Raw genomic sequence first — 20,324 nt, forward strand, 5'->3', positions numbered from 1 at the left:
CATGGAGGAATGACAGTGAAGTTTAAGGTGATGGCCCTGGCGGCATTAGTGAGTTTAGGTGCGGTGTCGGTGCAGGCGAATGAACTGCCAAACGGCCCGCACATCGTCACTTCAGGCACCGCAAGCGTGGATGCGGTACCGGATGTTGCAACGCTGGCAATTGAAGTGAACGTAGCCGCGAAGGATGCCGCTTCTGCCAAGAAGCAGGCTGACGACCGTGTTGCGCAATATCTCTCTTTCCTGGAACAGAATGGTGTCGCTAAAAAAGACATCAACTCTGCTAACCTGCGTACCCAGCCCGATTACGACTACCAGAACGGTAAAAGTATCCTGAAAGGCTACCGCGCCGTGCGTACCGTGGAAGTGACGTTGCGCCAGCTGGATAAGCTGAATTCGCTGCTGGACGGTGCGCTGAAGGCGGGTCTGAACGAAATTCGTTCCGTCTCTCTGGGCGTTGCGCAACCGGATAAATACAAAGACGAAGCGCGTAAAGCGGCGATTGATGATGCAATTCATCAGGCGGAGCAGCTGGCTTCTGGCTTCAAGAGCAAGCTCGGCCCGGTTTACAGCGTGCGCTACCACGTCTCTAACTACCAGCCAAGCCCGATGGTACGGATGATGAAGGCCGACGCTGCGCCGGTATCTGCTCAGGAAACCTATGAGCAGCCGACCATTCAGTTCGACGATCAGGTGGACGTGGTGTTCGAGCTGCAGCCAGCTCAAACTCAGCAAACTGAGGCGGCTAAGGCGCAGTAATTTGCCCTCACCCTAACCCTCTCCCACAGGGAGAGGGAATTCAAGCGATTAATCCTGCCTCAACACCTTATGCCCAAACGCCAGCAGCGCGTCGGTGACGTTGCGCATCATGCGGCTTTCCGGTGCAAAACGGTGCCAGTAGAGCATCCGGCGCTGGTACAGCCCCGGCGTTAAGTCAATCAGCTCACCGCTTTTCAACTCTCTTTCAATCTGCAGGTGCGGGATCATGCAGCAGGTGGTGCCCTGACGCGCGAGCTGCACGAAGGCTTCGGACGAGTTCACGATATGGCACGGCACGCTGCCCGGCGGCAGGTCGAAGTTTTGCTGCAGGAAGGCCTGGTGCATATCGTCCAGATGGTCAAACGCCACGGCCGGGGCTTTCAGCAGCGCGGCGCGGGTGACGCCGTTCGGGAAGTAGCGCTCGGCAAAGGCTTTTGAACCGACGAACAGGTAGTCCAGGGCCCCCAGCTGATCGACCAGACAGCTTGGCAGCGCCTGAGGCTGAATACTGACCGCCCCGACCACTTCGCCACGACGCAGGCGTTCCTGGGTGCGGGTTTCATCTTCTACCTGTAAATTCAGACGGATAGGGGAGTCAGCCAGGACGGGGGCAAGGGCAGGCAGCAGCCAGGTTGCCAGGCTGTCGGCGTTCACCGCCAGTGACAGGAGCAGCGGCGTAGAGCCAGTCTGTTCGTCACCCAGCCACTCGTCTTCAAGCAGTTCCACCTGGCGCAGCAGGGCGAGGAGTTTTTGCCCCTGCTCGGTTGGGCGCGGCGGAACGGTACGCACCAGCAGCGGTTGCCCGAACATATTTTCAAGCTGTTTGATACGCTGTGATACGGCGGACTGAGTGATGCACAGCTTCTGCGCCGCGCGCTCAAAACCTCGTTCACGAATAACCGCATCAAGTGCCTGTAGTGTTCTGTAGTCCGGACGTTTCATTGCTCTGGCTTACTCCTTAATTTTGCTTAATCTGCACTATGACACAATTTTCCCTTCGTGGCAGACGAATTCCATCCGACGTGTTCTATAATGCGCCGTAAGTTTTCACACCACAGGCAAAACGATCATGACGCAGGATGAACTGAAAAAAGCAGTAGGATGGGCCGCTCTCCAGTACGTACAGCCGGGCACCATTGTGGGTGTTGGCACCGGGTCGACGGCGGCACACTTTATCGATGCACTGGGCACGATGAAAGGGCAGATTGAGGGCGCAGTTTCCAGCTCTGATGCTTCCACGGAAAAGCTGAAAAGCCTCGGCATTACCGTTTTCGATCTGAATGAAGTGGATCGCCTGGGCATCTACGTTGACGGTGCGGATGAAATCAACGGCCACATGCAGATGATCAAAGGCGGCGGCGCGGCGCTGACGCGTGAAAAGATCATTGCTTCCGTTGCCGACAAGTTTATCTGCATCGCGGATGCCTCCAAGCAGGTGGATATTCTCGGTAACTTCCCGCTGCCGGTTGAAGTGATCCCGATGGCGCGCAGCGCGGTGGCGCGTGAGCTGGTGAAGCTGGGCGGGCGTCCGGAGTACCGTCAGGGCGTGATGACCGACAACGGTAACGTGATCCTCGACGTACACGGCCTGGAAATCCTCGATGCGGTAGCGCTGGAAAATGCCATCAACGGCATTCCGGGCGTAGTGACCGTAGGGCTATTCGCCAACCGTGGCGCGGACGTGGCGCTGATCGGCACCGCTGACGGCGTGAAAACCATCGTAAAATGATCTGACGGGGGGAGCCCTCCCCCCGCTAAAAAAAATTGAAAAGCTAAATTCGGTGACTTGTGTCACGTTTTTACGCCTCTTTTGCCGATCCTGCCGCATTCATAATTATCCGTAGCATATTCCTCTGCCATTTTGCCCTGCATGACTTTTCTTCAGAGCCCCGACGCAAACGTTCATATTGCTGCAATAGTTTTTTTTGATATGTTGGCTACAGCGGATTTAAATCCAGCACAACATCAGTTCAGACAAAAACAGGGTCGGGTAAATGGCAAAGGTATCACTGGAGAAAGACAAGATTAAATTCCTGCTGGTCGAGGGCGTGCACCAAAAAGCAATCGATAGCCTTCGTGCGGCAGGTTACACCAACATCGAATTTCACAAAGGCGCGCTCGATACCGAAGAGCTGAAAGCGTCCATCCGTGATGCCCATTTCATTGGCCTGCGATCCCGTACTCACCTGACCGAAGATGTTATCGCTGCGGCAGAAAAGCTGGTGGCAATCGGCTGCTTCTGCATCGGCACCAACCAGGTTGACCTGAACGCCGCCGCTAAACGCGGTATTCCCGTCTTTAACGCCCCGTTCTCCAACACCCGTTCCGTGGCGGAGCTGGTGATTGGCGAACTGCTGCTGCTGCTGCGCGGCATTCCTGAAGCCAACGCCAAGGCGCACCGCGGGGTGTGGAACAAGCTGGCGTCCGGTTCCTTTGAAGCGCGCGGTAAAAAGCTTGGGATTATCGGCTACGGCCACATCGGCACCCAGCTCGGTATTCTGGCGGAATCTCTCGGGATGCACGTCTTCTTCTACGATATCGAAAGCAAGCTGCCGCTGGGCAATGCGACGCAGGTTCAGCATCTGTCTGACCTGCTGAACATGAGCGACGTGGTGAGCCTGCACGTGCCGGAAAATGCCTCCACTAAAAACATGATGGGCGCGGAAGAGCTGGCGCTGATGAAGCCGGGCTCGCTGCTGATCAACGCCGCGCGCGGCACGGTTGTTCATATTCCTGCGCTGGCGGATGCCCTGAAGCGTAAGCATCTGGCGGGGGCGGCGATTGACGTCTTCCCGACGGAGCCTGCAACCAACAGCGATCCGTTCACCTCTCCGCTGTGCGAGTTCGACAACGTGATCCTGACGCCGCACATCGGCGGTTCTACCCAGGAAGCGCAGGAGAACATCGGCCTGGAAGTCGCGGGCAAGCTGAGCAAATACTCCGACAACGGTTCAACGCTTTCTGCGGTGAACTTCCCGGAAGTGTCTCTGCCGCTGCACGGCGGTCGCCGTCTGCTGCACATTCACGAAAACCGTCCTGGCGTGCTGACCGCCATTAACCAGATCTTTGCCGAGCAGGGCGTCAACATCGCCGCGCAGTACCTGCAGACCAACTCGCAGATGGGCTACGTGGTAATTGATATCGAAGCGACGGAAGAGGTTGCCGAGAAAGCGCTGCAGAGCATGAAGGCGATACCGGGAACGATTCGCGCGCGCCTGCTGTACTGATGTGCGGTCCGTAGTGTCGGGTGGCGGCTGCGCCTTACCCGACCTACGCTGAGGATCTGTAGGCCGGGTAAGCGTAAGCGCCACCCGGCTTAATTATTAATTCGACCAGAGCCAGGTTTTACTGGGCGTCACCACCGCCGGCAGCGGAATATCCCACTTCTCCACCGGCAAGGCTTCTACTGCCTGACAATCATGCGCATAACCCACGGGCTGCAGGCCGTACTGCTGCCAGTTTTGCAGCGTTCTGTCGTAAAAACCACCGCCCATCCCCAGGCGCTGCCCTTGTTCATCAAACGCCACCAGCGGCGTAATCAGCACGTCCAGCTGTGACAGCGGCAGCACGTCGCGCACGTCGAGCTTCGGCTCGGTGATTTTCAGACGATTCACCACCAGCTCGCTGTGCGGATGGTAGTGCAGAAACAGGAGATTGCCCTTGCTAAACGGGTGCAGGACAGGAAGGTACACCTTTTTCCCGGCGCGCCAGAGCTGCTCGATAAGCGGCTGCGTGTCCAGCTCGCCGTCAAAAGAGAGAAACAGGGCGACGGTATGCGCCAGCACAACGGGCGGGTACGCCATCATACGTGCAGCAGCCTGTTGGGCGAATTCTGCCTGCTGCTCGGGCGTTAAGGCTCGACGGCGATGACGAATGAATTTACGGATGTCCTGGCGAGAAAGAGAAACTTCAGGGAATTGGGTCATGGTAGTCGGTAGAAGAAGAGAGAGGGAATCTCCGAGATGCCGCCGCAGGCTGTAACCCTTGAACCCTTGGTTCAAGGTGAATGTGTCGTCATAGTTTTAAGGCTTCTCGGACGAACCGAGCATGCTCACCAACCATGGAGCGCCACATTCTTGTGGTATGAAATATCGGCTCAGGGGACTGGCCCGCTTGCGAACATCTCAGAGAAATTTTGTCTTCCCAGTTACTCTACCATAGTCAACTGAGAAGTGTTATTCAAACTTTGGTCCCGGTCTTTCGGGAGTGCGACCCTGATCAAGCAACGCCTGTTCAATGGTCTGCTGGAGCATTTTAATGCGCTGCTCCATGCTTGCCGCATAGTCGCGGGTCTTCGCTTTTTCCTGAGTCAGTTCATAGCTGATGTTCAACGCGGCGATGAAAACCAGCTGCTCAGTATTTGTGACTCTAGTGCGTTCTTTTAGATCTTGCAACCGCTGATTCAAATCGTCCGCAGCCTGATTCAAAGCATCCCTTTGTTCAGGTGGACAATTCACTCGCAGTGAACGACCAAAAATCTGGAGATCGACGGGTTGTGCAGACATGCCACCTTCCTGCTGATTGACTGCGCTGCCTTCGCTTACTGCCCCGGGGGCTGCGAAGGGGCGACACTATAGCTACCCTGATGTGAAGATACAAGCCCTTTTCTGGTATCACCAGGGTCCAAAGTGGTAGCATATCATGAATCTTTCCCCTTTGATGACGAATGCTCATGTCTAAACAGAACGAAATGCCTGGTTACAAGGATTTAAACCAGTTACTGAACCAGCAGGGAGTGGGTTTAACCCCTGCCGAAATGCACGGTCTGATCAGTGGCATGCTGTGCGGCGGAAACAGCGACAGCTCATGGCAGCCGCTGCTTCACGACCTGACGAATGAAGGGCTGGCATTTGGTCACGAGCTGGCAGAGGCGCTGCGTAAAATGCATGCCGCGACCAGCGATTCTCTGGAAGACGATGGCTTCCTTTTTCAGCTTTATCTGCCTGAAGGCGACGACGTTAGCGTTTTCGATCGTGCCGACGCGCTCGCGGGCTGGGTAAATCACTACCTGCTGGGGCTGGGCGTCACGCAGCCTAAACTCGACAAAGTGACCGGCGAAGCGGGTGAAGCGATCGACGATCTGCGTAACATCGCGCAGCTGGGCTACGACGAAGACGAAGACCAGGAAGAGCTGGAAATGTCTCTCGAAGAGATCATCGAGTACGTGCGCGTTGCGGCGCTGCTGTGCCACGACAACTTTACGCGCTCGCAGCCGACCGCGCCGGAAGTCCGCAAGCCAACCTTACATTAAGAAAAATAACGCACAGGAGGGTGTCATGGTTATCTCGAATCAAGAGTATTCTCGCCGCCGACAGGCGCTGTTAGCCAATATGCAGCCAGGAAGCGCCGCGCTGATTTTTGCCGCGCCCGAAGTGACGCGCAGCGCCGACAGCGAATACCCCTATCGGCAGAGCAGCGATTTCTGGTACTTCACCGGCTTTAACGAGCCGGAAGCGGTGCTGGTGCTGATTAAGAGCAATGACACCCACAATCACAGCGTGATTTTCAACCGCGTACGCGATTTAACCGCCGAAATTTGGTTTGGCCGCCGCTTGGGGCAAGAGGCCGCGCCCGAGAAACTCGGCGTGGATCGTGCCCTCGCGTTTAGCGAAATCAATCAGCAGCTTTATCAGCTGCTTAACGGCCTGGACGTGCTCTACCACGCGCAGGGCGAATATGCGTACGCCGATGAGATTGTCTTCACCGCGCTGGACAAGCTGCGTAAAGGATCGCGGCAGAACCTCTCTGCGCCCGCCACGCTGACGGACTGGCGTCCGATGGTGCATGAGATGCGCCTCTTCAAGTCTGAAGAAGAGCTTGCGGTGATGCGCCGCGCCGGTGAAATCAGCGCCCTGGCCCATACCCGCGCGATGGAGAAATGCCGTCCGGGGATGTTTGAATATCAGCTTGAAGGCGAAATTCAGCATGAGTTCAACCGCCACGGCGCGCGCTTCCCGTCCTACAATACCATCGTTGGCGGCGGGGAGAACGGCTGCATTCTGCACTACACCGAAAACGAAAGCGCGCTGCGCGACGGCGATCTGGTGTTGATCGACGCGGGCTGCGAATACCTTGGCTACGCGGGCGACATCACCCGTACCTTCCCGGTGAACGGTAAATTCTCGCCTGCACAGCGTGAGATTTACGACATCGTGCTGGAATCTCTGGAAACGGCGCTCACGCTGTTCCGCCCGGGCACCTCGATTCAGGACGTAACCAGCGACGTGGTGCGCATCATGATTTCCGGTCTGGTGAAGCTCGGCATCCTGAAAGGGGATGTTGACGCGCTGATTACCGAAAATGCCCATCGCCCGTACTTTATGCACGGGTTGAGCCACTGGCTGGGGCTGGACGTTCATGACGTGGGCGCGTACGGTCCTGAACGGTCACGCGTGCTGGAGCCGGGCATGGTATTAACCGTGGAGCCGGGCCTGTACATTGCGCCGGATGCCGACGTGCCGGAACGATACCGCGGGATTGGCATTCGTATTGAAGACGATATTGTGATTACCGAAACCGGTAACGAAAACCTGACCGCATCGGTGGTGAAAAAGGCGGACGACATTGAGGCGCTGATGGCAGCGGCACGCGCATGAGCGTGATTATCGTTGGCGGCGGGATGACGGGCGCCACGCTGGCGCTGGCGATTTCGCATCTGACGAAAGGCCAGCTCCCGGTCCATCTTGTGGAAGCCGTTGCGCCACAGGCAACCAACCACCCCGGTTTTGATTCCCGCGCCATTGCCCTGGCGCAGGGAACCTGCCAGCAGCTTTCCCGCATCGGGATCTGGCAGGCGATTGCCGACTGCGCCACGGCGATTAACACCGTGCACGTTAGCGATCGCGGCCATGCCGGGTTTGTGACGCTGGATGCCCATGATTACCGTATTGACGCGCTGGGGCAGGTGGTTGAGCTGCACGACGTTGGCCTGCGCCTGTTTCGGCTGTTGCAGGATGCGCCAGGCGTGACGCTGCACTGCCCGACACGCGTCGCCAGCTTTAGCCGCAGCGAGGAGGCGGTCAGCGTTGTGCTGGAGGATGGCACCACGCTTGAGGGCCAGCTTCTGGTGGCGGCAGACGGTTCGCGTTCTGCGCTTGGCACCCAGTGCGGCGTAGAGTGGCGGCAGCAGCCGTACGGACAGGTTGCGGTCATTGCGAACGTCTCAACCGCAGGAGCGCACAACGGCCGGGCGTTTGAGCGCTTCACGCCGCACGGCCCGCTGGCGATGCTGCCGATGTCGGACGGGCGCTGCTCGCTGGTGTGGTGCCACGCGCAGGACAAGGCCGAGGAAGTGCAGTCCTGGTCTGACGAACGCTTCTGCACCGAGCTGCAAAAAGCCTTCGGCTGGCGGCTGGGGCGCATTACCCATGCCGGAAAACGCGCCGTTTATCCGCTATCGTTAACGACCGCGTCGCAGTCCATATCCCATCGCGTGGCGCTGGTGGGCAATGCCGCCCAGACGCTGCACCCGATCGCCGGACAAGGCTTTAACCTTGGGCTGCGTGACGTGATGAGCCTGGCCGAGTCTCTGGCGCAGGCGTGGGGCGAGCAAAAAGATTGTGGCGCCTATTCAGTTCTCAGCCATTATCAGAAGCGTCGTCAGGCCGATAAAGAGGCGACGATCGGCGTTACCGATGGTTTAGTACACCTGTTTGCCAATCGCTGGGCGCCGCTGGTTGCAGGTCGCAACCTCGGGCTGATGGCGATGGAACTGTTCATTCCGGCACGTGACGTGCTGGCGCAGCGGACCCTGGGTTGGGTCGCGCGTTAAGGAGTTATCACCGTGCAAAATGTTGATGTTGCCATCGTTGGCGGCGGAATGGTCGGGCTGGCGCTGGCCTGTGGATTACAGGGCAGCGGCCTGCGCGTGGCCGTGCTGGAGCAAAAAGCGCCGCACCCCGTCTCGCCTGATGCGCCGCCTGAACTGCGCGTGTCGGCGATCAATGCGGCAAGCGAAAAACTTCTCACGCATCTTGGCGTCTGGTCGGATATCGTGGCGCAGCGCGCCAGCTGCTATCACGGCATGGAAGTGTGGGACAAAGACAGCTTTGGCCACATTGCCTTTGACGACGAAAGCATGGGCTATAGCCATCTGGGCCATATCATTGAGAATGCGGTGATCCACCACGCGCTGTGGCAGAAAGCGCAGCAGTGCAGCGACGTGACGCTGGTAGCGCCCGCGCAGATCCAGCAGGTGGCGTGGGGCGAAAACGAGGCGTTTATCACCCTGCAAAGCGGCGACATGCTGACCGCGCGTCTGGTGGTGGGTGCCGATGGCGCCAACTCCTGGCTGCGCAACAAGGCGGATATTCCGCTGACCTACTGGGATTATCGTCATCACGCGATGGTTGCCACCATTCGTACAGCAGAGCCGCACGGCGGCGTGGCGCGGCAGATTTTCCATAGCGACGGCATTCTGGCCTTCCTGCCGCTAAGCGATCCACACCTGTGCTCTATCGTCTGGTCCCTGGTGCCGGAAAAAGCCCAGCAGATGCAGGAAGCAACGCCGGACGCCTTCAACCAGGCGCTGTGCGTGGCCTTTGATAACCGCCTTGGCTTGTGCACCCTTGAAAGCGAGCGCCAGGTCTTCCCGCTAACCGGCCGCTACGCGCGTCAGTTTGCCGCGCACCGTCTGGCGCTGGTGGGTGATGCAGCGCATACCATTCATCCGCTGGCCGGGCAGGGTGTCAACCTTGGCTTTATGGATGCGGCGGAGCTGGTAGAAGAGCTGCGTCGCCTGCACCGCGAAGGTAAGGACATTGGTCAGCATCTCTATCTGCGCCGCTACGAGCGCAGCCGCAAGCACAGCGCGGCGATGATGCTGGCGGGAATGCAGGGCTTCCGCGAGCTGTTTGCCGGGGCAAATCCGGCGAAAAAACTGCTGCGCGATATCGGTCTTAAACTGGCCGATACGCTTCCTGGCGTTAAGCCACAGCTCCTTCGCCAGGCGATGGGTCTTAACGACCTGCCGGACTGGCTGCGCTAAGTTAGACCCCCGTCACACTTTACTTCCCCGGCCTCCGCGCCGGGGAAATTCCCTCGTTTGAAATATTCTAATTCCACGCTGTTTTTCGCATTAGATAATCTAATGTCGTGTTTTTGAAGGGACGGAAATTCGGCCCATTTTTCCGCACGAAATATCACCATGTGCTAAATCCTGTTAGATCATTGTTAATTTTGTGCGGGTTTAATCGCATTTTTCCAGTGAATAACTCTGTAGGCTTTTCAACGTTTTTTGGTCATAAGCTAATGTGATGACCCGTTTTACCTTATGGTTAACCGCCGGTTTCGGTGGTAAGTTCAGGTAAAAGAGAACGTTTGCGTCGGCATTCGGGAACGAGGCCGATACCGGGTTTCACGGTGAATTTTTCAACGAGGACAAGATGGCTCAACAGACTCCTTTGTACGAACAACACGTGTTATGCGGCGCCCGCATGGTGGACTTCCACGGCTGGATGATGCCGCTGCACTACGGCTCGCAGATTGATGAGCACCACGCGGTGCGCACCGATGCCGGTATGTTCGACGTGTCCCATATGACGATTGTCGATCTGCGCGGCAGCCGCACCCGGGAGTTTTTGCGTTATCTGCTGGCAAATGACGTCGCCAAACTGAAGACGCCGGGTAAAGCGCTCTATACCGGCATGCTGAACGCCTCGGGCGGCGTGATTGATGACCTTATCGTCTATTACTTTACCGAAGATTTCTTCCGCCTCGTTGTAAACTCCGCCACCCGCGAAAAAGACCTCTCCTGGATTTCCCAACATGCCGAACCTTATGCCATCGACATCACCGTCCGTGACGATCTGTCGCTGATCGCCGTGCAGGGGCCGAACGCGCAGGCGAAAGCCGCGTCTCTGTTTACCGACGAGCAGCGCAAAGCAACCGAAGGCATGAAGCCCTTCTTCGGGGTGCAGGCGGGCGATCTGTTTATCGCCACCACCGGCTACACGGGTGAAGCGGGCTACGAAATTGCGATGCCGAACGAGAAGGCCGCCGATTTCTGGCGCGCGCTCGTGGAAGCGGGCGTGAAGCCTGCGGGTCTGGGCGCGCGCGATACGCTGCGTCTGGAAGCGGGCATGAACCTCTACGGCCAGGAGATGGACGAAGGCGTCTCCCCGCTGGCGGCCAACATGGGCTGGACCATCGCATGGGAACCGGCTGACCGCGACTTTATTGGCCGTGAAGCGCTGGAAATGCAGCGTGAGAAGGGCACTGAACAGCTGGTTGGCCTGGTGATGAAGGAAAAAGGCGTGCTGCGCGGCGAACTGCCGGTGCGCTTCACCGATGCCGACGGCAATCATCGCGAAGGCGTGATCACCAGCGGAACCTTCTCCCCGACGCTCGGCTACAGTATTGCACTGGCACGCGTGCCGGCGGGCATTGGCGACACGGCGGTGGTGCAAATCCGCAATCGCGAAATGCCGGTCAACGTGACCAAACCGATTTTTGTTCGCGCCGGTAAGCCGGTCGCCTAATCATTTTTATCAGGAGAACTTCAATGAGCAATGTGCCAGCAGAACTGAAATACAGCAAAGAACACGAGTGGCTGCGCAAAGAGGCGGACGGCACTTACACCGTAGGGATCACCGAGCACGCGCAGGAGCTGCTGGGCGACATGGTGTTTGTTGACCTGCCTGACGTGGGCACGACCGTTAGCGCGGGCGACGACTGCGCCGTAGCGGAGTCCGTAAAAGCGGCTTCTGACATCTACGCTCCTGTGAGCGGCGAAATCGTTGCCGTCAACGACGCGCTGAGCGATTCGCCAGAGCTGGTGAACAGCGAGCCGTATGAAGGCGGCTGGATCTTCAAGATCAAAGCCAGCGACGAAGCGCAGGTTGCCGCGCTGCTGGACGCGACCGCGTACGAAGCGCTGTTGGAAGACGAGTAATCCATTATCCCTCTCCCCTTTGGGGAGAGGGTAGGGTGAGGGGAACAGACGACACCCTCACCCCAGCCCTCTCCCTAAGGGAGAGGGAGAAAACACATTCACTGCACGTTTCAGGAACCATCGCTCATGACACAGACTTTAAGCCAGCTTGAAAACCGTGGCGCCTTCATTGAACGTCACATTGGGCCGGATGCTCAGCAACAGCAGGAGATGCTGAAGACAGTTGGCGCGGATTCATTAAACGCACTGATCGGCCAGATCGTGCCAAAAGACATCCAGCTTGCCACGCCGCCGCAGGTAGGTGAAGCCACCACGGAATTCGCCGCACTGGCGGAGCTGAAGGCCATCGCCGGCCTCAACAAGCGCTATAAGTCTTACATTGGCATGGGCTATACCAACGTGCAGCTGCCGCCGGTTATCCTGCGCAACATGCTGGAAAACCCGGGCTGGTACACCGCTTACACCCCGTATCAGCCAGAAGTCTCCCAGGGCCGTCTGGAAGCGCTGCTGAACTTCCAGCAGGTGACGCTGGATCTGACCGGGATGGACATCGCCTCCGCCTCGCTGCTGGATGAAGCCACCGCCGCTGCCGAAGCGATGGCGATGGCAAAACGCGTGAGCAAGCTGAAAAATGCCAACCGCTTCTTCGTGGCGGCGGACGTGCATCCCCAGACGCTGGACGTGGTGCGTACCCGCGCAGAGACCTTCGGCTTTGACGTGATCGTCGACGACGCCGACAAAGTGCTGGATCACCAGGACGTTTTCGGCGTGCTGCTGCAGCAGGTAGGTACAACGGGTGAAGTACACGACTACGGCGCGCTGATTGCCGAGCTGAAGTCCCGCAAGGTGATTGTCAGCGTTGCCGCTGATTTTATGGCGCTGGTGCTGCTGACGGCACCGGGCAAACAGGGCGCGGATATCGTCTTCGGCTCTGCGCAGCGCTTCGGCGTGCCGATGGGCTATGGCGGTCCGCACGCGGCGTTCTTCGGCGCGAAAGATGAATTCAAACGCTCCATGCCCGGTCGTATTATCGGCGTCTCAAAAGATGCTGCCGGTAACACCGCGCTGCGCATGGCGATGCAGACCCGCGAGCAGCACATCCGCCGCGAGAAAGCGAACTCCAACATCTGTACCTCCCAGGTCCTGCTGGCCAACATCGCCAGCCTGTATGCCGTGTTCCACGGTCCGGCTGGCCTGAAGCGCATTGCCAGCCGTATTCACCGCCTGGCCGATATTCTGGCCTGCGGCCTGCAGCAGAAAGGCCTTAAGCTTCGCCATGAGCACTATTTCGACACCCTGTGCGTGGACGTGGCGGACAAAGCGGCCGTGCTGGCGCGTGCGGATGCGGCAGAGATCAACCTGCGCAGCGACATCCACAACGCCGTCGGCATTACGCTGGATGAAAGCACCACCCGCGACGATATCCTGAACCTGTTCAGCGTGCTGCTGGGTGACGCGCACGGCCTGGATATTGATACGCTCGATAAAGAGGTCGCGCTCGACAGCCGCTCCATTCAGGAAAGCATGCTGCGCAATGACGCGATCCTGACGCATCCGGTGTTCAACCGCTACCACAGCGAAACCGAGATGATGCGCTATATGCACTCTCTGGAGCGCAAGGATCTGGCGCTGAACCAGGCGATGATCCCGCTGGGCTCCTGCACCATGAAGCTGAACGCCGCGGCAGAGATGATCCCGATCACCTGGCCGGAGTTCTCCGAGCTGCACCCGTTCTGCCCGCCAGAGCAGGCGGAAGGTTATCACATGATGATCAACCAGCTTTCCGACTGGCTGGTGAAGCTGACCGGTTATGACGCGCTCTGCATGCAGCCGAACTCCGGCGCGCAGGGCGAGTACGCGGGCCTGCTGGCGATCCGCCACTATCACGAAAGCCGCAGCGAAGGTCACCGCGATATCTGCCTGATCCCAAGCTCCGCCCACGGTACCAACCCGGCCTCTGCCCAGATGGCGGGCATGGAAGTGGTTGTGGTTGCCTGCGATAAGAACGGCAACATCGATCTGGCCGACCTGCGTGCGAAAGCCGAGCAGGCGGGCGACAAGCTTTCCTGCATCATGGTGACCTACCCGTCCACCCACGGCGTGTACGAAGAGACCATCCGTGAAGTGTGCGAAGTGGTGCACCAGTTCGGCGGTCAGGTTTACCTCGACGGCGCGAACATGAACGCGCAGGTGGGCATTACCTCTCCGGGCTTTATCGGTGCGGACGTGTCGCACCTGAACCTGCACAAAACCTTCTGCATCCCGCACGGCGGCGGCGGCCCGGGCATGGGCCCAATCGGCGTGAAGGCGCACCTGGCACCGTTTGTTCCGGGCCACAGCGTGGTGCAGATTGAAGGCATGCTGACCCGTCAGGGCGCGGTCTCTGCGGCACCGTTCGGCAGCGCCTCTATTCTGCCAATCAGCTGGATGTACATCCGCATGATGGGCGCGGAAGGGCTGAAGCAGGCGAGCCAGGTGGCGATCCTGAACGCCAACTACATTGCGACTCGCCTGAAGTCCGCCTTCCCGGTGCTCTATACCGGTCGCGACGGTCGCGTGGCGCACGAGTGCATTCTGGATATTCGTCCGCTGAAAGAGCAGACCGGCATCAGCGAGCTGGATATCGCCAAGCGCCTGATCGACTACGGCTTCCACGCGCCAACCATGTCGTTCCCGGTTGCGGGTACGCTGATGGTTGAGCCGACCGAGTCTGAAAGCAAAGCCGAGCTGGACCGCTTTATCGACGCGATGCTGGCGATCCGCATGGAGATCGACCGCGTGCAGGACGGCGAGTGGACGCTGGAAGATAACCCGCTGGTCAACGCCCCGCACACCCAGCACGAGATGGTGGCAGAGTGGAACCACGGCTATTCCCGCGAGCTGGCGGTCTTCCCGGCAGGCGTGGCAAACAAATACTGGCCGACCGTGAAGCGTCTTGATGACGTCTACGGCGACCGTAACCTGTTCTGCTCCTGCGTGCCGATGAGCGAATACCAGTAATATTGCTGATGTAGTAACGTAGGCCGGGTAAGGCGAAGCCGCCACCCGGCTTTTTTATTGGGAGAAGAGAATGGGTATTGCACTTGTGACCGGCGCCAGCCGCGGTATTGGCAAAGCCACCGCGCTGCAGCTGGCACGCGAAGGTTACACCGTGGCGGTGAACTACCATCACAACGTTAAGGCCGCGACGGACGTCATCAGTCAGATCGTCGAGTCGGGCGGCAAAGCCTTTGCCGTGCGCGCGGACATCAGCGACGAAGCGCAGGTAATGGCGATGTTCGACAGCATCGATCGCGAAGGCGAGCCGCTGACGGCGCTGGTGAATAACGCAGGTATTCTGTTTGAACAATCGACCATTGAGAATTTGTCGGCTGAACGTATCAACCGCGTGCTCTCTACCAACGTCACGGGCTATTTCCTCTGCTGTCGTGAAGCGGTGAAGCGCATGTCTAACAAGCACGGCGGCAAGGGTGGGGCGATAGTGAACGTCTCTTCCGCCGCGTCACGCCTGGGCGCGCCGGGAGAATACGTGGACTATGCTGCATCCAAAGGTGCGGTGGATTCCCTGACCACCGGGCTATCCCTTGAGGTGGCGGGGCAGGGCATACGGGTTAACTGCGTACGTCCGGGTCTAATCTATACCGATATCCATGCGTCCGGCGGTGAACCGGGGCGGGTGGATCGCGTTAAGTCGATGCTGCCAATGCAGCGCGGCGGTCAGCCGGAAGAGGTGGCGCAGGCGATTGTCTGGCTGCTGAGCGAGAAGGCGTCGTACGTCACGGGCAGTTTTTTAGAGTTGGCCGGTGGGAAATAAACCCCTCACCCTAACCCTCTCCCACAGGGAGAGGGGATCAATCGTAGCGCCGCCCGGCGTTAAAGTTTCTCGCCGTTGCTGGCAATCACTTCCTTATACCAGTTAAAGCTCTTCTTGCGGGAACGCGACATATCGCCCGTGCCGTCGTCGTGCTTGTTCACGTAGATAAACCCGTAGCGCTTGCTGTACTGTCCGGTGGTGAAGGAGACGCAGTCGATGCAGCCCCACGGCGTATAGCCCATCAGATCCACGCCGTCGTAAGTCACCGCCTTAATCATCTCTTCAACGTGCGCGCGCAGGTAATCGATGCGGTAGTCGTCGTTGATGCTGCCGTCTTCTTCGACTTTATCGTAGGCACCAAAACCGTTTTCAACGATAAATAGCGGTTTCTGATAGCGTTCATACAGTTCGCACAGCGCATAGCGCAGGCCCACCGGGTCAATCTGCCAGCCCCAGTCGGAGGCCTTCACGTGCGGGTTCGGCACGCTGCCTTCGAAGCCGGAAATGGCGTCACCGGTACCGCCTTCTGCCTTAACCGCGTTGGTCATGTAGTAGCTGAAGCCCAGGTAGTCGCAGGTGCCTTCGCGCAGGATCTGCTCGTCGCCCGCCTCCATTTTGATGGAGAAGCCGCGGCGCTCCCATTCGTTCAGCACGTAGGATGGGTAGTAACCCCGGAGCTGTACGTCGGTAAAGACATAGCGTTCGCGCATGGACTCCTGGGCAAACATCACGTCCTCGGGTTTGCAGGAGAACGGATAGAGCGCCACCATCGCCAGCATGCAGCCAACTTTCATCTCCGGGTTGATGCGACGCGCGGCTTTCACCGCCAGGGCGCTGGCAACGAACTGATGGTGCAGCACCTGGTACATGGTCTCTTCAGGGTTATCGTGTTCGGTGTACACCACGCCAGAGCAGCAGTAGCCGAACAGCGGCGCGCGCCAGTTACGCTGGTTATTGATTTCGTTGAAGGTCATCCAGTATTTGACCTTGTTTTTGTAGCGCTCGAAGACCACTTCGGAGAAACGCACAAAGAAATCGACCACTTTACGGTTGGCCCAGCCACCGTATTCCTGTACCAGGTGCAGCGGCATTTCAAAGTGGGAGAGGGTGATCACCGGCTCGATATTGTATTTCAGCAGTTCGTCGAACATGTCATCGTAGAACTGCAGCCCTTCTTCATTCGGCTGGGTTTCGTCACCTTTCGGGAAGATGCGCGTCCAGGCGATGGAGGTGCGGAAGCATTTGAAGCCCATCTCGGCAAATAGCTTGATGTCTTCTTTGTAATGGCCGTAGAAATCAACGGCTTCGTGGTTTGGGTAGTATTTACCTTCAATCACTTCCTGAGTGATTTCACGCGGTACGCCGTGAGCGCCGCCGGTCAGGACGTCACAAATGCTTGGTCCTTTACCACCCTTATTCCAGCCGCCTTCAACCTGGTGTGCCGCAACCGCGCCGCCCCATAAAAACTCTTTTGGTAAGGTCAATTTTTTCATCGCTGCTCATCTCAATAAATGATTAATTGCTATCGAGTCTAGCAAAGCGAAATTAAATGTCACGATATAACAATTTCCAGGAATTGTGATTTGTTACATCGAAAAAACAGGACGTTTTATTCTGTTAATTTCTTCGCCAGCTTACGCCCGAGCGATTCCAGAATATAGATAACGGGAATTTGAGTGGTAATATCGTAGACGCCACCGATGCGCGTCTGGGGAACATGCCAGGAGAGGTTGAAGTCAGCAAGCTTTGCCAGGCGTGAGTGTTCATGGCTGGTGATGGAGAGCACCTTACAGCGGTGCAGGCTGAACTGGCTGGCAAAGCGCAGGATCTCCTCGGTTTCACCCGACACGGATAAAACGATCGCCAGCGCATTTTTCGCCATATCATTGGTCACCGGGAAATAAGGATCGTCAATATGGTTGCTGAATTTTCCAATATTCGAGAAAAAACGCGCGCCGTATTTCGCCAGTGAGCCGGACGTCCCCGCGCCCACAAATATAATACGTTCGGAGGAGAGGATAATATCTACCGCATCATCCAGTAACGCATCGAACTCTTCATTATTGACGCTTTTAAAGAAGCTGATAATTTCGCTGGCACCGAAATTCGCCTGCTGGGGCTCATTCTGCTCCAGGTAAAGCTTAAAGCGCACGCGAAATTCGGAGTAGCCCTCGCAGTTGAGCTTGCGGCAAAAGCGCAGGATAGTGGTGGTAGAGACGCCAGCCGCGTCCGCCAGCTCGCGGATGGTCATGTACATTACTTTGTCACGGTTCTTGATGACATAGTTGTAGACCATCATCTCAAGATTATTGAGACCGGCAATGGCGGAATGGGAGAACATGCTCACAATGGCTAAACTCACTCATTAACTTTTCTTCAGGGAATAATAACATGCAGCCAAACGACATCACTTTTTTTCAGCGCTTTCAGGACGACATTCTGGCCGGGCGAAAAACCATCACCATTCGTGACGAAAGCGAATCCCATTTTAAGCAGGGCGATATCCTGCGCGTCGGTCGCTATGAGGATGACGGCTACTTTTGCACCATTGAAGTGACAGGTACATCGACCGTTACGCTGGATACGCTAACGGAAAAACACGCAGAGCAGGAGAACATGACCCTGGAGACGCTCAAAAGCGTGATTGTGGAAATCTATCCCCATCAGAACCAGTTTTATGTGATTGATTTTAAATGTCTTTAATGATGATGGTAACACGTGTTAGCTGAAATTAAACCGTAACTACCTGATTGTAAATCAGAAATATTAGGTTTAATTTTATTTTAGCTAACAGGTGTTCTCTGGAATCATTCTCAGTTAGCATAACCAGACGATGAATAATCATCTTTTGTTTTCCCGGAGTTACCTATGGTGAGCAAGCCATTAATCGCACAGGGATATTCACTGGCTGAGGAAGTAGCCAACAGTATAAGCCACGGCATTGGCCTGGTGTTTGGGATAGTCGGATTAGTGCTATTGCTGGTGCAGGCGGTGGACGCCAATGCCAGCGCGATGGCCATTACCAGCTACAGCCTGTACGGCGGGAGTATGATCCTGCTGTTCCTGGCCTCGACGCTGTATCACGCTATTCCGCATCAGCGGGCCAAGACCTGGCTCAAAAAATTCGACCACTGCGCCATCTATCTTCTGATCGCGGGCACCTACACCCCGTTCTTGCTGGTGGGATTAAACTCACCGCTGTCGCGTGGCCTAATGATCGTCATCTGGAGCCTGGCGCTGCTGGGAGTCCTGTTTAAGCTGACCATTGCGCACCGGTTCAAAATACTGTCGCTGGTGACCTATCTGACGATGGGCTGGCTGTCGCTTATCGTGGTGTATCAGCTGGCGATCAAGCTGGCCGTGGGGGGCGTAACGCTTCTGGCGGTGGGCGGCGTGGTCTACTCGCTGGGCGTAATTTTCTACGTCTGTAAGCGCATCCCGTATAACCACGCTATCTGGCACGGCTTTGTGCTGGGCGGCAGCGTGTGCCACTTTTTGGCGATTTATTTGTATGTGGGGCAGGCGTAGGTTTTTCCACCGTGCGGGCGGTTACCCTCACCCCGGCCCTCTCCCACGGGGAAAGGGAGGACACCAAAACCGTAGGCCCGGTAAGCGCAGCGCCACCGGGCGATACAGCATCACTCTTCCAGTGAATACGGCAGCGGCTCGATGCTCAGTGTGTTTACGTCGTCACGCACGCGGAACACGCTGTCGGCTTCCATATCGTTATTCATCACCACCTGAACCAGCAGGCGTCCATCATCCAGCTGTACGGCGGCTAACACCGTACCGGTACGACGCCAGTTTTCACCCATCTTCAGCTCGAGATCTTCACCCGCTTCCGGTACACGGCTTGCGTGGCCCGCCAGCGTCCACAGGGCGCGTTTGTTCGCTCCTCGGAATTTTGCGCGCGCCACCATCTCCTGACCCGTGTAACACCCTTTCTTAAAGCTGATGCCGCCCAGCGCCTGAATGTTGGTAGCCTGTGGAATAAACTGCGCGCTGTTTGCTGCGTCAATCACCGGCAGACCCGCTTCAATGTTCAATGCCAGCCACTGTTGGCTGTTGTTGAACTGCGCTTCACCGCGCAGCGCTTCAGTGACGCGCTCTGCGGTAGCGACATCCGTTACCAGCAGGAAACGCTCGGCAGGATGTTCAAACCACAGGATAGAGGTCGCGCCTTCGCTGACGACCTGCTTTTCCGCATCCGGCAGTTCGCCGAACAGGTTTTTCAGCGCTGCGCGCGCCTGGAAACCCGCCACGCCCAGAAGAACATGTTCATCATCTGCGGCGATGGTGACTTTGGAAAATACCGCATATTTTTTCAGCTCCTTGAGCTGGGCGTCGCGCAGGCTGCGGCGCTCGATAAAGGCAAATCCGTCCTGACGACGAAACAGGCGCAGGTTGCTCCACATTTTACCTTTTGGATCGCAGTGCGCGGCCAGCAGGTGCTGGTGTTCAGTCATCTGACTGACGTCGGCGGTGACCTGGCCCTGCAGGTACTTTTCGGCATCGGCACCGGTGAGCGTTGCCAGCGCCCAGTCATCAAGAGTAATAAGCGTCAGCGGCAGACGCGCGGAGGCGGCGGGCTGGCGAGGAGAGAATGGAGTAAAAGCCATAATGGTATCCTGAGTTGCTTAACGCTTTGATAATGCCTAATGGTAAAAGAGCCTACAGGCATTGCAAGCGCTTTCAGCAGGCCATTCGTGCCATAACGCGGTTATGCGTAGCGCCACGCAAAATGGTGTAATCCGCTGTCTTTGTAGGGATTATTTTGGAATCCGGCTTCCGGCTTGCAATATTCCAGTAATGAAACGGTCAAAAACACGTTACACTAGCGAGTGCTCCCGTAGAGAAACAAAG

19 protein-coding genes and 1 other RNA gene are annotated in these 20,324 nt (G+C 57.3%); 13 read left to right on the forward strand and 7 right to left on the reverse strand.

Annotated features, from left to right (window positions below; translation table 11 throughout):
• The first annotated feature begins 15 nt into the window (after positions 1-15).
• Positions 16-756: an oxidative stress defense protein gene (locus tag E0L20_RS08620; protein WP_131633847.1), complete on the forward strand. Its 741-nt coding sequence runs from the start codon at positions 16-18 to the stop codon at positions 754-756.
• A 48-nt stretch (positions 757-804) separates the two neighbouring features.
• Here the strand turns inward: E0L20_RS08620 and argP are convergent, their stop codons facing one another.
• On the reverse strand, positions 805-1,698 hold the full coding sequence (gene argP / locus E0L20_RS08625) for a DNA-binding transcriptional regulator ArgP (protein WP_006178395.1): 894 nt from the start codon (positions 1,696-1,698) through the stop codon (positions 805-807).
• 127 nt (positions 1,699-1,825) lie between these two features.
• On the opposite strand from argP, the gene rpiA reads away from it, so the two are divergent.
• Together rpiA and serA are read left to right on the forward strand one after the other, a co-directional pair.
• Positions 1,826-2,485, forward strand: a complete 660-nt coding sequence (gene rpiA, locus E0L20_RS08630) for a ribose-5-phosphate isomerase RpiA (RefSeq protein WP_131633600.1) — start codon at positions 1,826-1,828, stop codon at positions 2,483-2,485.
• Positions 2,486-2,750: 265 nt separating this feature from the next.
• Positions 2,751-3,983 (forward strand): phosphoglycerate dehydrogenase, encoded by a 1,233-nt coding sequence (gene serA / locus E0L20_RS08635; RefSeq protein WP_131633601.1) that lies wholly within the window; start codon positions 2,751-2,753, stop codon positions 3,981-3,983.
• A 96-nt stretch (positions 3,984-4,079) separates the two neighbouring features.
• Here the strand turns inward: serA and E0L20_RS08640 are convergent, their stop codons facing one another.
• The 3 genes from E0L20_RS08640 to zapA form a co-directional block, all read right to left on the reverse strand.
• On the reverse strand, positions 4,080-4,682 hold the full coding sequence (locus E0L20_RS08640) for a 5-formyltetrahydrofolate cyclo-ligase (protein WP_131633602.1): 603 nt from the start codon (positions 4,680-4,682) through the stop codon (positions 4,080-4,082).
• A gap of 24 nt (positions 4,683-4,706) precedes the next feature.
• Positions 4,707-4,890: non-coding RNA, 6S RNA (gene ssrS, locus E0L20_RS08645), on the reverse strand.
• A gap of 41 nt (positions 4,891-4,931) precedes the next feature.
• Complete coding sequence (zapA, locus tag E0L20_RS08650; protein ID WP_014071673.1) at positions 4,932-5,261, reverse strand: cell division protein ZapA; 330 nt, start codon at positions 5,259-5,261, stop codon at positions 4,932-4,934.
• Between the two features lie 167 nt (positions 5,262-5,428).
• Between zapA and E0L20_RS08655 the strand changes: the two genes are divergently transcribed.
• The 8 genes from E0L20_RS08655 (at position 5,429) to E0L20_RS08690 (ending at position 15,461) form a co-directional block, all read left to right on the forward strand.
• Positions 5,429-6,007 carry a YecA/YgfB family protein gene (locus E0L20_RS08655; RefSeq protein WP_131633603.1) on the forward strand — a complete coding sequence of 193 codons (579 nt, stop codon included), beginning with the start codon at positions 5,429-5,431 and terminating at the stop codon, positions 6,005-6,007.
• A 31-nt stretch (positions 6,008-6,038) separates the two neighbouring features.
• Positions 6,039-7,352, forward strand: coding sequence for a Xaa-Pro aminopeptidase (gene pepP / locus E0L20_RS08660; protein WP_131633848.1), 1,314 nt, complete (start codon positions 6,039-6,041; stop codon positions 7,350-7,352).
• A complete protein-coding gene (ubiH, locus tag E0L20_RS08665) occupies positions 7,349-8,527 on the forward strand; it encodes a 2-octaprenyl-6-methoxyphenyl hydroxylase (RefSeq protein ID WP_131633604.1) in 1,179 nt (392 codons plus the stop codon). The genes pepP and ubiH overlap by 4 nt, the downstream gene beginning before the upstream one ends.
• 12 nt (positions 8,528-8,539) lie before the next feature.
• Entirely contained in the window at positions 8,540-9,742 is a 1,203-nt protein-coding gene (ubiI, locus tag E0L20_RS08670) for an FAD-dependent 2-octaprenylphenol hydroxylase (protein WP_131633605.1), read from the forward strand.
• Positions 9,743-10,139: 397 nt separating this feature from the next.
• A complete protein-coding gene (gene gcvT / locus E0L20_RS08675; protein ID WP_131633606.1) occupies positions 10,140-11,234 on the forward strand; it encodes a glycine cleavage system aminomethyltransferase GcvT in 1,095 nt (364 codons plus the stop codon).
• A gap of 23 nt (positions 11,235-11,257) precedes the next feature.
• Positions 11,258-11,647, forward strand: a complete 390-nt coding sequence (gene gcvH / locus E0L20_RS08680) for a glycine cleavage system protein GcvH (protein ID WP_006178383.1) — start codon at positions 11,258-11,260, stop codon at positions 11,645-11,647.
• A 126-nt stretch (positions 11,648-11,773) separates the two neighbouring features.
• Complete coding sequence (gene gcvP / locus E0L20_RS08685; protein ID WP_131633607.1) at positions 11,774-14,647, forward strand: aminomethyl-transferring glycine dehydrogenase; 2,874 nt, start codon at positions 11,774-11,776, stop codon at positions 14,645-14,647.
• A gap of 70 nt (positions 14,648-14,717) precedes the next feature.
• Positions 14,718-15,461, forward strand: coding sequence for an SDR family oxidoreductase (locus tag E0L20_RS08690; protein WP_131633608.1), 744 nt, complete (start codon positions 14,718-14,720; stop codon positions 15,459-15,461).
• A 59-nt stretch (positions 15,462-15,520) separates the two neighbouring features.
• Here the strand turns inward: E0L20_RS08690 and bglA are convergent, their stop codons facing one another.
• Both bglA and E0L20_RS08700 read right to left on the reverse strand, forming a co-directional pair.
• Positions 15,521-16,954: a 6-phospho-beta-glucosidase BglA gene (gene bglA, locus E0L20_RS08695; protein WP_131633609.1), complete on the reverse strand. Its 1,434-nt coding sequence runs from the start codon at positions 16,952-16,954 to the stop codon at positions 15,521-15,523.
• A gap of 116 nt (positions 16,955-17,070) precedes the next feature.
• Positions 17,071-17,802 (reverse strand): MurR/RpiR family transcriptional regulator, encoded by a 732-nt coding sequence (locus E0L20_RS08700; protein ID WP_131633849.1) that lies wholly within the window; start codon positions 17,800-17,802, stop codon positions 17,071-17,073.
• A 50-nt stretch (positions 17,803-17,852) separates the two neighbouring features.
• On the opposite strand from E0L20_RS08700, the gene yqfB reads away from it, so the two are divergent.
• Positions 17,853-18,164: a N(4)-acetylcytidine aminohydrolase gene (yqfB, locus tag E0L20_RS08705; RefSeq protein WP_131633610.1), complete on the forward strand. Its 312-nt coding sequence runs from the start codon at positions 17,853-17,855 to the stop codon at positions 18,162-18,164.
• Positions 18,165-18,329: 165 nt separating this feature from the next.
• Entirely contained in the window at positions 18,330-18,989 is a 660-nt protein-coding gene (gene trhA / locus E0L20_RS08710; protein ID WP_131633611.1) for a PAQR family membrane homeostasis protein TrhA, read from the forward strand.
• A 110-nt stretch (positions 18,990-19,099) separates the two neighbouring features.
• Here the strand turns inward: trhA and ygfZ are convergent, their stop codons facing one another.
• Positions 19,100-20,080 (reverse strand): tRNA-modifying protein YgfZ, encoded by a 981-nt coding sequence (gene ygfZ / locus E0L20_RS08715; protein ID WP_131633612.1) that lies wholly within the window; start codon positions 20,078-20,080, stop codon positions 19,100-19,102.
• Positions 20,081-20,324: the final 244 nt, after the last annotated feature.

Origin of the sequence: Enterobacter wuhouensis (assembly GCF_004331265.1) — a bacterium.
Lineage (GTDB): Bacteria > Pseudomonadota > Gammaproteobacteria > Enterobacterales > Enterobacteriaceae > Enterobacter > Enterobacter wuhouensis.